The 13402-nt window shown below is 67.0% G+C and carries 10 protein-coding genes; 4 read left to right on the top strand and 6 right to left on the bottom strand.

Going from position 1 to position 13402, the window contains the following annotated elements:
- Complete coding sequence (gene aceB, locus ABIB42_RS05115) at positions 1-1590, bottom strand: malate synthase A (RefSeq protein WP_273035497.1); 1590 nt, start codon at positions 1588-1590, stop codon at positions 1-3.
- Positions 1591-1761: 171 nt separating this feature from the next.
- On the opposite strand from aceB, the gene ABIB42_RS05120 reads away from it, so the two are divergent.
- Positions 1762-2667, top strand: a complete 906-nt coding sequence (locus ABIB42_RS05120; RefSeq protein ID WP_184237356.1) for a LysR family transcriptional regulator — start codon at positions 1762-1764, stop codon at positions 2665-2667.
- Between the two features lie 111 nt (positions 2668-2778).
- On the opposite strand, the gene ABIB42_RS05125 is transcribed toward ABIB42_RS05120, so the two are convergent.
- From ABIB42_RS05125 to ABIB42_RS05140, 4 genes are all read right to left on the bottom strand, one after another.
- The gene (locus ABIB42_RS05125; protein ID WP_005670341.1) at positions 2779-2982 is read right to left on the bottom strand and encodes a cold-shock protein; all 204 of its coding nucleotides are present in this window, start codon (positions 2980-2982) and stop codon (positions 2779-2781) included.
- 342 nt (positions 2983-3324) lie between these two features.
- Entirely contained in the window at positions 3325-3696 is a 372-nt protein-coding gene (locus ABIB42_RS05130) for an Hpt domain-containing protein (protein WP_005670338.1), read from the bottom strand.
- Between the two features lie 9 nt (positions 3697-3705).
- The gene (gene upp / locus ABIB42_RS05135; protein WP_005670336.1) at positions 3706-4356 is read right to left on the bottom strand and encodes a uracil phosphoribosyltransferase; all 651 of its coding nucleotides are present in this window, start codon (positions 4354-4356) and stop codon (positions 3706-3708) included.
- Between the two features lie 96 nt (positions 4357-4452).
- Entirely contained in the window at positions 4453-6144 is a 1692-nt protein-coding gene (locus ABIB42_RS05140) for an isovaleryl-CoA dehydrogenase (RefSeq protein WP_273027824.1), read from the bottom strand.
- Between the two features lie 348 nt (positions 6145-6492).
- On the opposite strand from ABIB42_RS05140, the gene ABIB42_RS05145 reads away from it, so the two are divergent.
- The gene (locus ABIB42_RS05145) at positions 6493-8244 is read left to right on the top strand and encodes a putative bifunctional diguanylate cyclase/phosphodiesterase (RefSeq protein WP_143054593.1); all 1752 of its coding nucleotides are present in this window, start codon (positions 6493-6495) and stop codon (positions 8242-8244) included.
- Positions 8241-9758, top strand: coding sequence for an HDOD domain-containing protein (locus ABIB42_RS05150; protein WP_429247995.1), 1518 nt, complete (start codon positions 8241-8243; stop codon positions 9756-9758). The genes ABIB42_RS05145 and ABIB42_RS05150 overlap by 4 nt, the downstream gene beginning before the upstream one ends.
- Before the next feature lie 59 nt (positions 9759-9817).
- Here the strand turns inward: ABIB42_RS05150 and aroC are convergent, their stop codons facing one another.
- Positions 9818-10912 (bottom strand): chorismate synthase, encoded by a 1095-nt coding sequence (gene aroC, locus ABIB42_RS05155; RefSeq protein WP_273027812.1) that lies wholly within the window; start codon positions 10910-10912, stop codon positions 9818-9820.
- Between the two features lie 203 nt (positions 10913-11115).
- Between aroC and ABIB42_RS05160 the strand changes: the two genes are divergently transcribed.
- Positions 11116-13362 (top strand): GGDEF/EAL domain-containing response regulator, encoded by a 2247-nt coding sequence (locus ABIB42_RS05160; protein WP_005670325.1) that lies wholly within the window; start codon positions 11116-11118, stop codon positions 13360-13362.
- Positions 13363-13402: the final 40 nt, after the last annotated feature.

Genomic DNA, 13402 nt, shown 5'->3' on the forward strand with positions numbered 1-13402 from the left:
TCAGATCTCTTCGTACAGCGGCAAGGTCAGGAACTCGGCGAATTCGTCCGAGGTCGACATCTGTTCGAAGATCACCGCCGCGCGCTCGTAGCTCGCATGGGTGCCGTCGGCCGCCACCACCTTCACCTTGTCCAGCTCCTCGGGAATCATCGCCCGCACCATGTCCGCCGTGACCTTGCGGCCATCGTCCAGCACACCCTTCGGCGAACGGATCCACTGCCACACCTGCGAGCGGCTGATCTCGGCCGTCGCCGCGTCTTCCATCAGGTTGTGGATCGGCACGCAGCCATTGCCGGCCAGCCAGGCGCCCAGGTAGTGGATGCCGACATTGATGTTGTAGCGCAGGCCGGCTTCGGTGATCGGCGTCTCGGGCTGGAAATCGAGCAATTGCGCGGCCGTCACCTCGACATCCGGACGCTGCTTCTCGAACTGGTTGGGCCTGTCGCCCAGCACCTTGGTGAACTCTTCCATCGCCAGCCCGACCAGGCCCGGGTGCGCGACCCAGCCGCCGTCATAGCCATCCGTGGCATCGCGCGCCTTGTCGGTGCGCACGCCGCCCATCGCGATCTCGTTTTTCTCGGGATCGTTCTTGATCGGAATCAGGGCCGACATGCCGCCGATGGCCGGCGCGCCGCGCCGGTGGCAGGTCTTGAGCAGCAGCAGCGCATAGGCGCGCATGAACGGCGCCGTCATCGTCACCTTGGCGCGGTCGGCCAGGCAGAAGTCGCGGTCATGCTTGAACTTCTTGATGCACGAGAAGATGTAATCCCAGCGGCCGGCGTTCAGGCCGGCGCTGTGCTCGCGCAACTCGTACAGGATCTCGTCCATCTCGAAGGCGGCAAGAATGGTCTCGATCAGCACCGTCGCCTTGATCGTGCCCTGCGGCAGGCCCAGCGCGTCCTGGGTCATCACGAACACGTCGTTCCACAGGCGCGCTTCGAGGTGCGATTCCAGCTTCGGCAGGTAAAAGTACGGACCGGCCCCGCGCGCCAGCAATTCCTTCGCGTTGTGGAACATGAACAGCGCGAAATCGACGATGCCGCCCGAGACGCGCTGGCCGTCGACCAGCACGTGCTTTTCGTCCAGGTGCCAGCCGCGCGGACGCACGATCAGGGTCGCCACCTTGTCATTGAGCCGGTAGGACTTGCCGTTCTGCTCCAGCGAAATGGTTTTGCGGACAGCATCGAACAGGTTGACCTGGCCCTGGATCTGGTTGTCCCAGTTCGGCGTGTTCGAATCCTCGAAGTCGGTCATATAGCTGTCGGCGCCCGAATTGAGGGCGTTGATGACCATCTTGCGCTCGACCGGGCCGGTGATTTCGACGCGCCGGCAAGCCAGCGCCGGCGGGATCGGCGCGATCCGCCAGTCGCCGTCGCGGATATGGGCGGTCTCGGATAAGAAGTCCGGACGTTCGCCGGCGTCGAGCCGGCGCGCCCGCTCTGCGCGCGCGGCCAGCAATTCCTGGCGGCGCGGGGCGAAGGCGCGCGCCAGCCGGGCCACGAGTTCGAGGGCTTCCGGGACCAGGATGTTTTCGTAGCCAGGCTTGATTTCGCCCGTGATCTGCATGCCGGCGGGGATGGTGAGGGACATAGGGCCTCCTGAGTTTGATGAACAATGCGTGCGACGCCGCGCCCGCCACGGGCGCTTCTTGGCGTTTGTCTTTGCATCAAGTATATTCACCTGAATAGCGCTAAACCATACAAATTCTCACAGCATCCGTGTGTTTTTGTATCAAATAAGAGGCGGGAACGGGTAAAGAACATGGGCAAATTCACCCAGATGGCGACCTTCGTCGAGGTCGTCGCGCGCGGCAGCCTGTCCGCCGCGGCGCGCGCCGAGGGCATCGCCCCGGCCATGATCGGCCGCCGCCTCGACGCGCTCGAGGCCCGGCTCGGGGTCAAGCTGCTGCAGCGCACGACGCGGCGCCTGGTCCTGACCGACGAAGGCAGCGCCTTCCTCGAGGATTGCCAGCGCATCCTGGCCGAGGTGGGCGACGCCGAGTCGGCCATTTCGGAGCACAGCATGCGCGCCTCGGGCCACCTGACGGTGTCGGCGCCGGCCGGCTTCGGGCGCCAGCACGTGGCGCCGCTGCTGCCCTCGTTCCTGGCCGAACACCGCGACGTCAGCATCAACCTGAACCTGTCCGACCGCGTGGTCGACCTGGTGGCCGAAGGCGTGGACGTGGCCATCCGCATCGCCAGCCTCGACGACTCGAACCTGGTCGGCGTCAAGCTGGCCGACAACCGGCGCGTGGTGGTGGCCTCACCGGCCTATCTCAAGCGCCACGGCTGGCCGCGCCAACTGGCCGACCTGACGCGCCACAATTGTCTGCCGATCAGCAGCGAAGGCAGCCAGCGCGGCTGGACCTTCATCGACGACGGCAAGCCGGTGACCCTGAAAGTGGGCGGCAATATGGTGTGCAACGACGGCGCCGTGCTGCACGCCTGGGCGCTGGCCGGCAAGGGCCTGGCCTGGCGCTCGATGTGGGAAGTGGGCGGCCAGATCGCGAGCGGCGAACTGGTGACCGTGCTGGACGACTTCGCCGCGCCCGGCAACGACGTCCATGCCGTGTTCGCCCAGCGTCGCCACCTGCCGCTGCGGATCCGCGCCTTCGTGGATTTCCTGCGCCGCAGCTACGCCGCGCCGGATTACTGGCGCCATTCCTGAGGCCGCCGCTACCGCCCGGGCCAGGGAAGGCCGGAGGAAGATTCGAGGAGTACAGGCAAAAAAAATCCCCGGCAATTCCGGGGATTTTTATCTCGTAAAGCCCTTGGGCTATTACAGAGGCTGGATGTTCGAGGCTTGCTTGCCCTTCGGACCGGTGGTCACGTCGAACGAAACGCGCTGGTTCTCCTGCAGCGACTTGAAGCCGGTGCTCTGGATAGCCGAGAAGTGCGCGAACAGATCTTCGCCGCCTTCATCAGGGGTGATGAAGCCGAAGCCCTTCGAGTCATTGAACCATTTAACGATGCCAGTTGCCATTACAATTTCCTATTTCGGTTAGTTGGGCTTGCGCCCGTTTCAGATCGTTTGAAGAAGCAAGAAAGAAATGACAGACAGACTGCACTACTACCTCGAACCCAACGATCCCGTATTATACCGAATAAAACCGGCGCGCACCCTCTTCGTTAAATAAAAAAACCGCCTGGCTGCAACGATTCTAAAATTCAATAAATAGGAGAGCGCGCGTTTTTATCCCGTACGAGGGAAAATATAGGCGTAAGACTCGACCAAATGTTTGCGATGAATCAAATTCCGCTCTGCCGCGAGTTTGCGCATGCCGCTTGCGTAGCGCCGCGCGCGAGTGAGCGCCCTGGCGAGCGCTCAGCCAAGGGATTTTGGGTCGCGATGCGCGACGCGGACGTATTCGTCGAGTTCCGCGCGCCAGGCTTGCCACTCCGTGGCGGCCACCACATCGAAAGCGCGCAACACCCTTAGCCGCTGTTCCAGCAGGCGCGCATGGTGGCCCAGGCCGCGAAAGCCGAAGGTGGCCGCCGAGCCGGCCAGCGTGTGCAGCATGGCCTGCACTTCGCCGGCCGCCGGCGCGACGTCGAAGCCCGGCTCGCCGGCGCGCTCCAGTTGCTGCGACAGCGCCGCCAGGCGCTCCATGGTCGACGGCAGCCGCGCCGCGAACTTCTCGTTGAGTTCGGCGAGGCGCGCGAAGAACTGCTGGTCGGCCGGCTGCACGGTTGCCATGGGCGACGCTTACTTGGTGCCGAAGATGCGGTCGCCCGCATCGCCCAGGCCCGGGATGATGTAGGCATCCTCGTCCAGGTGCGAGTCGAGCGAAGCGACGAACAGCTTGACGTTCGGATGCGCGTCCTGGAATACCTGCACGCCTTCCGGCGCCGCCACCAGGGCCAGGAACAGGATCTGTTCGTCCGGTACGCCGCGCTTCTTGAGCACGTCGATCGCGTGCACCGCCGAGTTACCTGTGGCAACCATCGGGTCGCACAGGATGAAGGTGCGCTCGGTGGTGTCGGGCAGGCGCACCATGTACTCGACCGGCTCGTGGGTTTCCGGGTCGCGGAACACGCCGATGTGGCCGACGCGCGCCGACGGCACCAGCTCCAGCAGGCCGTCGCTCATGCCGATGCCGGCGCGCAGGATCGGCACCACGGCCAGCTTCTTGCCTGCGATGACCGGCGCATCGATGGTCACCAGCGGGGTCTTGATCGAGCGCGTGGTCAGCGGCAGGTCGCGCGTGATCTCGTATCCCATCAGCAGCGTGATCTCGCGCAGCAGTTCGCGGAAGGTGCGCGTCGAGGTGTCGTGCTCGCGCATATGCGACAGCTTGTGCTGGATCAGCGGGTGGTTCAGGATATAGAGATTCGGGAAGCGCGGGTCTTGTTTCATGGCGGGATTCAATGGATTCTGTGTGAAGCATGCAAGCGCGCATTATCCCAGCCACACGGCCGTTTGTCCCGGCCTGCACGTGAAAAAAAATGCATTTCATACCACGAGGGCGCGCGCGAGGATCGCCTCCAGGTCAATGCCGGCAGGCAACCGGCCGTAGGCCCCGCCCACCGGCTGCAGTATGCGCGTGAGCAAGAAGGCCTCGCCAACATACGGCGGCGCATGGCGCAGCAGGAGCGCGGCCTGCACCGCCACCACGATCTGCTCGGCCAGCACCCGCGCGCCGGCTTCGTCCGACAGGCGCGCCGCCAGGCCGTCCAGCAGCGCCGCCGCGTGGTCGGCGAAGCGCTCGTCCAGCCCCGCCGCCGGCGCCAACTCGGCCGCCAGCGCCGCGCGCGCGGCGTCCGGGGCCTTGCCGAGCGCGCGCAGCAGGTCCAGGCACATCACGTTGCCCGACCCTTCCCAGATCGAATTGACCGGCAGCTCGCGGTACAGGCGCGCCAGCGGGCCGTCCTCGACATAGCCGTTGCCGCCCATGACTTCCATCGCCTCCGCCCCGAAGCCGGGGCCGCGCTTGCAGATCCAGTACTTGCCGGCCGCGGTCAGGATGCGGCCCAGCAGCGCCTGGGACGGCTCCTGTCCCTCGTCGAAGCAGCGCGCCAGGCGCAGGGCGAAGGCGGTGGCGGCCTCGGATTCGAGCGCCAGGTCGGCCAGCACGTTCTGCATCAGGGGTTGCTCGGCCAGCGGCCGGCCGAAGGCCATGCGCCCGCGCGCATGGTGCAGCGCCTGGCACAGGGCGGCGCGCATGATGCCGGCGCTGCCGAGCACGCAATCGAGGCGGGTATGGCTGCCCATCTCGAGGATGGTCGGGATGCCGCGCCCCGGCTCGCCGATCATCCAGCCGAGCGCGCCGCAGAATTCGACCTCGGACGAGGCGTTCGAGCGGTTGCCCAGCTTGTCCTTCAGACGCTGCACCCGCACCGCGTTGCGCCGGCCGTCGGCGAGAAAGCGCGGCACCAGGAAGCAACTCAGGGAGCCCGCGCCCGGGTCGTCAGCCGGCTCGTCGCAGCGCGCCAGCACCAGGTGGGCGTCGGCCTGCGGCACCGAATAGAACCATTTGTGGCCGACGATGCGCCAGGCGCCCGCGCCCGCCGGTCCTTCGTCGCGCAGCTCGTCCGCCCCCAGCGGCGTGGCGCGCGTGGTGTTGGCGCGCACGTCGGAACCGCCCTGCTTCTCGGTCATGCCCATGCCAATCAGGGCGCCGCGCTTGTGCGCCACCGGCAAGGGGCGGGGATCGTAGTCGCGCGACAGGATCCTGGGCAGCCACACCTGCGCCAGCCCTGGCGCGCGCCGCAGCGCCGGCACCGCCGCATAGGTCATCGTCACCGGGCACTGGGCGCCGTTCTCGGCCTGGCCGAACAGCAGGTATTGCGCCGCCCGCGCCACCTGGGCGCCGGGGCGCGGATCGCTCCAGGGCGCGCTGTGGGCGCCGGCGCCGATCATCAGGCTCATCAGGGCATGCCAGGCGGGGTGGAATTCGGGCTCGTCGATGCGGCGCCCGGCGCGGTCGAAGCTCGCCAGCAGCGGGCCATGGGCGTTGGCAAGGCGCGCCAGCTCCTGGACCTCGGCGCTGCCGAGCCGCTGTCCGAGCGCCTCGAGCTGCGGCGCCGCCCAGCCGCCGCCCTCGCGCAGCAGCGCCTCTTGCAGCGCCGGATCGCAGGCATACAGATTGATGCCGCAGAACGCGGGCGCCTGGTTTTCGACCTCGTGGGTGGCGAACCTGTCCATCATCCCTCCTCTGCGCACATCTGCTCGTCGTCAAGGTTGCGGTAAAATGTTGCATTGCGGCATCATAATTGCACGTTATTATGTCGTTACAATCAAGAATAAGCGACAATACACGGTGAGAATCTTGACCCTCCAACAAGCAGGTTAGCGCCAACATGCTTGCCGGGCAAGCAGGCCGCTCAGACCCGATAAGGATGAAATCACCGCATGACTTGTGCTTTCTAATGCTTTGCGGAATTTTTCAGTGATAGAGTCATCCCTGATTTGGTAGACTTGCACGGATTCACATGTGACATTGGCATGACGTGCACGTGCCGCAACGATAAAGCAAGAAAGCTCCTGGACAACATGCACACCAGTTCCTCCGCCGTGCCCCCGCCCCAGCCGGCCGCTCATGTGCACACCGCGGCGCTGCCCGCGGCGCTGCTCGACGGCTTGCTGGAGACGGCCGGCGACGCCGTGTTCCGGGTCGCGCCCGATGGCGCGATCCACGCGGCCGGCACGCGCGCGAAGCAGCTGTCGGGCTTCGAAGCCGGCTGTTCGCTGCTGTCGCTGGCGCACGAGATCGACCAGCCGGCGCTGCGCAATGCGCTGGCCGGCGCCGCCGCCGGCTTTGATGCGGTGCTGGTCGAGACCCGTTTCCGCTCGGGCGAGCGCGACATCTGGTTCGAACTCAGGATCGCGCGCCTGGCCACCGGCGACGCCGCCCCGCTGCTGGTGATCGGCCGCGACATGTCGGTCCAGCATGCGACCGAAGAACGCCTGCGCCACATGGCGACCCACGACGCCCTGACCGAGCTGCCCAACCGGGTGCTGCTGTCGGACCGGATCCGGATGGTGATCGCCAACGCGCGCCGCTCGGGCCACGGCTTCTCGGTCGCCGCCATCGGCCTGGACGGCTTTAAAAAGGTCAACGACGGCCTGGGCCACCCGCTGGGCGACACCGTGCTGCAGATGGCGGCCGCGCGCCTGCGCCGCACCCTGCGCGACAGCGACACCCTGGCCCGGGTCGGCGGCGACGAATTCGTGGCGGTGCTGCCGGGGACCTTCACCGAGCCGCAGATCAAGCTCGTCACGGGACGCCTGATGGCGACCCTGCAGTCGCCGTTCGAGGCCGGCGGCCACACGATCTACCTGGGCGCCTCGATCGGCGTGGCGGTCTACCCGGACCACGCCGAAGACGAGGTGCGCCTGGTGACATTGGCCGACGCCGCCCTGTCGCGCGCCAAGGAAACCGGCAAGGGCCGCGCCGTGGTCTACAGCCCCGGCGACCAGGGCCCGCCGCAGCACGACATCTCGCTCGAGGCGGCCATGTTCAACGCGGTGCGCGAGGGCGAGTTCCTGCTGTATTACCAGCCGATCGTGAACGCCAAGAGCCGCATCATCGAGGGCTTCGAGACCCTGATGCGCTGGAAGCACCCGACCCTGGGCATGGTGCCGCCGGTGCGCTTCATCCCGATCGCCGAGAACAACGGCCTGATCAACCTGCTCGGGGCCTGGGCCCTGAAGGCGGCCTGCATGCAGATCCGCCAGTTCCAGGAAGTGGCCGGGCGCGAGCTGTACATCTCGGTGAACATCAGCCCACGCCAGTTCCGCAGCGACCGCTTCCTGACGGTGCTGGACGACGCCCTGGCGTTGTCCGGCCTCGACGGCCGCCAGCTGGTGCTCGAGATCACCGAAGGCACCCTGATGGTCGACCCCGCGCACGCCGAGGACATCCTGGCGCGCATGGTGGAGCGCCATGCGCGCATCGCGATCGACGATTTCGGCACCGGCTATTCGTCGCTGGCCTACCTCAAGCGCTTCCCGATCTCGGTGCTCAAGATCGACCGCGCCTTCGTGAAGGACCTGCCGGCGTCGAACAAGGACGCCGCCATCTGCAACGCGATACTCGACCTGGCCGGCCACCTCTCCCTGTCGGTGGTGGCCGAAGGCGTCGAAACCCAGGAGCAGCTGGCCTGGCTCGACGACCAGGGCTGCCATTACGTCCAGGGCTACCTGACGGGCAAGCCGATGCCGGCCAACGTGGCCGTCACGGCGCTCAAGGAAAATCTCTATACCGCTCTTCTGCCGGCCGACCACCGGACAGGAAAATCATGACCACACAAGCCAGCATCACGGCCACTGCGCCGGCCACCAGCCCGCACTCGGCGAAGTCGCAAGCCACCCTCGCCCTGCTGTGGGAGCGCATCCGGCGCCAGGGCGACATGCCGGGCTTTACCAAGGCCATCAGCGCCATCCTGGCCTCGATGCGCGGCGAGGACGAGCGCGACTTCTCGATGACGCAGACGGTGCTGTCCGACCCGGTGCTGACCCAGAAGGTGCTGCGCCTGGCCAACAGCAGCATGTATGCGGCCTTCGGCCAGCACGTCAACACCATCTCCAAGGCGGTGCTGGTGCTGGGCACCGAGTCGATCGGCCACCTGGCGCTCGGCCTCAAGCTGATCGAGGAGCTGAGCCGCAGCAGCCCGGACACCGAGGCCGCCCACGTCGAGATGGAAAAGGCGGTGCTGGCCGGGATGGTGGCGCAGCAACTGGCGGCCGACGCCCGCTCGCGCGACCCGGAAGAAGCCGTGGTGTGCTCGATCCTGCACTCGCTGGGCCGCATGATGCTGACCTTCTACATGCCGGAGCGCTGGACCAGGATGCGCGAAGCGGCCGGCGAAGGCCGCGAAGAGAACGCCGCCCAGGAAGTGCTCGGCCTGTCGCTGGAAGAAGTGGGCCGCGCCACCGCCGCCCATTGGGGCCTGCCGCGCAACCTGGTGGCCGGCATGCGCCGGGTCGAGCCGGGCGAGCGCTTCGAAGGCTTCGCCCACGAGGACTGGCTGGCCGCGCTGGGCAGCATGTCGACCCAGGCCGCCGACGCCCTGTGGGCCGACGACGCGGCCGGCGCCGAAAAGGTCGCGCAACTGGCCGAGCGCTTCGCCCCGATGCTGGGCCTGCCGGCGAGCGGCATCCTGGCCTCGATCGACAAGGCCAGGGTGGAAGCCGCGTCCGACCTGTCGATCGCGCCGCTGGCCAAGCCGGCCGAAAAACGCGCGCAACAGGCCGCGGCCACCCGGAAGCGCATTGCCGGCAACAAGATCCTGATGAGCGGCGTGGCCGACATGCGCGACGCCGGCGCCACCGCCACCGCCGGCCAGATGATCTCGATGGCCCTCGAGTCGATGCACGAGGGCCTGTCGTTCTCGCGCTCGTTTGCTTTTCTTCGCAATCGGCGCGAAGGCCGCTACTCGGCGCGCCTGGGACTGGGCGAGGACGCCAAGGCAATGCTGCCGAACCTGGCGTTCGACGACGTCTACGAGCCGAACGTGTTCCACGCGGCGCTGGGAAGCGACCGCGTGATCTTCATCGAAAACGCGCACGACACCAAGTTCGCGACCAAGCTGCCGGGCTGGTGGAAAGGCACGCTGGCCGAGGCGCGCTGCTTCGTGATCATTCCGCTGTGCGCCCACGGGCAGCCGGCGGGATTCATCTATGGCGACTGGGACGACACCTTCCCGCAGGTGATCCTGAGCCAGACCGAGTTCTCGCTGCTGAACGACCTGCGCGCGCTGGTGGTGCGCACGGTCGAGCGGCGCCATCAGATGGAAGCGATCATGACGCGGGTCTGATCGCGCGATCGGCGTTCACGACCCACGCGGGGTCGACGGCCTGGCCGCCGACCACGCGATCATTTCAGCTTCGGCGTGGCGACCTGCACGTCGCCGCACTGCGCCCGGTTCATCAGGGCGTGATCGATCAGCACCAGCGCCAGCATCGCCTCAGCGATCGGCGTCGCCCGGATGCCCACGCAGGGATCGTGGCGGCCGAAGGTTTCCACCGTCGCCGGATTGCCGGCCTTGTCGATCGAGCGGCGCGGCACGCGGATCGAGGACGTCGGCTTGATCGCCAGCGACACCGTGATGTCCTGGCCGGTCGAGATCCCGCCCAGCACGCCACCGGCGTGGTTGCCGACGAAGCCTTCGAGGGTCAGCTCGTCGCCGTGCTCCGAGCCGCGCTGCGCCACCGAGGCGAAGCCGGCGCCGATTTCCACGCCCTTGACCGCGTTAATGCCCATCATCGCGTAGGCGATGTCGGCGTCGAGCTTGTCGTAGATCGGCTGGCCCAGACCCACCGGCACCCCGGTGGCCACCACGTCGATGCGGGCGCCGATCGAGTCGCCGTCGCGGCGCAGCTGGTCCATCGCATCTTCCATGCGGGCAAGCAGCGCCGCGTCGCCGGTGGCGGCGAAGAAGGGATTGGCGTGCACGTGCTCCCAGCCTTCGAAGGGCACGGCGATGTCGCCCAGCGCGCTCATATAACCCATCAGTTCGGTGCCGTACTTCTCGCGCAGCCACTTCTTGGCCACGGCGCCGGCGCCGACCACCGGCGCGGTCAGGCGCGCCGACGAACGGCCGCCGCCACGCGGGTCGCGCACGCCGTATTTATGCCAGTAGGTGTAGTCGGCATGGCCGGGGCGGAAGCTTTCGGCGATATTGCCGTAGTCCTTGCTGCGCTGGTCTTCATTGCGGATCAGGAGCGCGATCGGCGTGCCGGTGGTGACGCCCTGGTAGACCCCGGACAGGATCTCGACCCGGTCCGCCTCCTGGCGCTGGGTGACGTGGCGCGAGGTGCCGGGCTTGCGGCGGTCGAGCTCCGGTTGGATGTCGGCCTCGCTCAGGGTCATGCCGGGCGGGCAGCCGTCGATGACGCAGCCGATCGCGGGACCATGCGATTCGCCGAAGGTGGTGACGGAAAACAGCTTGCCAAATGTATTGCCGGACATGGTAATGATGAGTTCGGATTGATCGAATTACCATTTTAACAGGCCGTCTGGCAAGCAGAAACGAACATCGAACGATCGACTGTCGCAAATATGTTTCCTCATGGATATATTTTTCGCTAACAGCCCCGGAACGGGCTCTTTCCTTTTTACAATTGCATATATACTGAAGTTATCCATGCCGAGCCAACCTGGAGACGTAGCACATGCCCGCATCGATTACGCCATCAGGACCACTGAAGGATGACAGCGTTACCGACGACCTCGTCTTTGCCGACGAAGCCGCCGCCGCCGCATCCCCGAGTCCAGCATGGCGGATCCTGGTGGTCGACGACGATGCCGACGTGCACTCGACCACCACCTTTGCTCTCGGCAACGTCGAGATGCAGGGCCGCCCGCTGGTCTTCCTGCACGCTTATTCCGCCAGCGAAGCCTTCGACCTGCTGGCGCGTGAACACGATATCGCCGTCATCCTGCTGGACGTGGTGATGGAAAGGGCCGACGCCGGCCTGCTGCTGGTGCGCCGCATCCGCGACGAGCTGGGCCTGCACGACGTGCGCATCATCCTGCGCACCGGCCAGCCCGGCTATGCGCCCGAGATGGAAGCCATCCGCGGCTACGACATCAACGATTACCGCACCAAGTCCGAGCTGACCCGCACCAAGCTGTATACGACGGTGGCGGCCGCGATCCGCTCTTACCAGCAGATCCGCGCGCTCGAGGCCAACCGCATCGGCATGGAACACATCGTCTCCGCCTGCGCCGAGCTGATGACCCTGCACGGCGTGCGCGACGTGGCGGCCGGCATCCTGGCCCAGGCCGGGCGCCTGGTCGGCCAGCCGCCCGAGGGCGTGCTGTGCACGCGCGACAGCGGCCATGGCCGCCCCGAGACCCTGCGCGCGGTGGCCGCCGCTGGCGCCTGCCGCAACCTCGACGGCCGCGAATTGACCGGCCATTTCGCGGTCGCCGCCGAGCGCACCCTGCTCCAGCGCCAGTGCGGCGCCGAGGACGGCCTGCTGAATATGTACTTCCCGGGCAAGGCCGGACGCGATTTCGCGGCCTGCATCCCGCTCGAGCGGCCGATGGACGAGGTCGAGCGGCGCCTGCTGAAGGTGTTCTGCGGCATGGTGGCGGTATGCCTCGACAACTGCGAGCTGGTCACCAGCCTGAACAAGTCGGCGTTCCACGATCCGCTTACCGGCCTGCCGAACCGCACCCGCATGGTCGAGCTGCTCGAGGCCATCCTGGCCGGCCCGGGCCGCGCGGGCGCGGTGCTGGCCCTGGTCGACCTCGACCATTTTGCCGAAACCAACGACGCCCTCGGCCACCATTTCGGCGACCTGCTGCTGGTGGCGGTCGGCCAGCGCCTGACATCGCGTCTGGCCCCTGGCCTGGAGATCGGCCGCATCGGCGGCGACATCTTCTGCGTGCTGGGCGACGCCGACGCGGTGCAGCCGGTCCAGATCCAGGCCCTGTTCCGCGAATCGTTCCGCATCGACGGCCAGGACGTGCTGGTGTCCGCCACCCTTGGCCTGGTGCGCCTGCCGGAACACGACGGCAGCGGCGCCAACGCCCTGAAGGACGCCGACATCGCGCTCAAGCGCGCCAAGTCGCAGCAGCGCGCCGGCCACTTCTATTTTTCGCGCAGCATGGGCGTCGAGATCCGCGAGCGCGTGCGCATGATGCACGCGCTGCGCAGCGGCTTCCAGCGCGGCCAGCTGTTCCTGCACTACCAACCCCAAGTCGACCTCGCCACCAACCGCCCGTTCGGCGCCGAGGCGCTGCTGCGCTGGCGCCTGGATGACGGCCGCCTGGTGCCGCCCGACCGCTTCATCCCGATCGCGGAATATTCGGGCCTGATCGTCGAGATCGGCGAATGGGTGCTGCGCCAGGCCTGCGCCGAACTGATGCGCCTGCGCGCGGCGGGTCACCGCGAGTTCACGATGTCGGTGAACGTCTCGCAGGTGCAGTTCCGGCATCCGCACTTCGTCGACATGCTGCAGCGCGCGCTGGCCGACACCGGCGCGCCGCCCGACTACATCGAGCTGGAGATCACGGAATCGATGGCGATGGAAGAGCCGGCGCTGCTGGTCGAGAAGCTGGCCCAGGTCAAGCGCACCGGCGTGTCGATCGCGATCGACGATTTCGGCACCGGCTTCTCGTCGCTCTCGCATCTGCAGCGCCTGCAAGTGGACCGGCTCAAGATCGACCGCACCTTCGTCACCGAGATCACCGGATCGGCGCGCGGCAGCAGCATCGCGCAGATGGTGGTGCAGCTGGGCCGCAACCTGGGATTGTCGGTGATCGCCGAAGGAGTCGAGGACGAGCGCCAGGCGCAGATCCTGCGCCAGCTCGGCTGCCCGCTGGCGCAGGGCTTCCTGTATGCGCGGCCGCTGTCGCCGGAAGGGTTGCTGGAGTGGCTGGCGGGGAATCCGATGACGCGCGCGGCGTGAACGATGCCGCGATCGGCATCGTCATCGATACATCAAACCA

This window comes from Massilia sp. UYP32 (genome assembly GCF_050434365.1).
Classification (GTDB): Bacteria; Pseudomonadota; Gammaproteobacteria; order Burkholderiales; family Burkholderiaceae_D; genus Telluria; species Telluria timonae.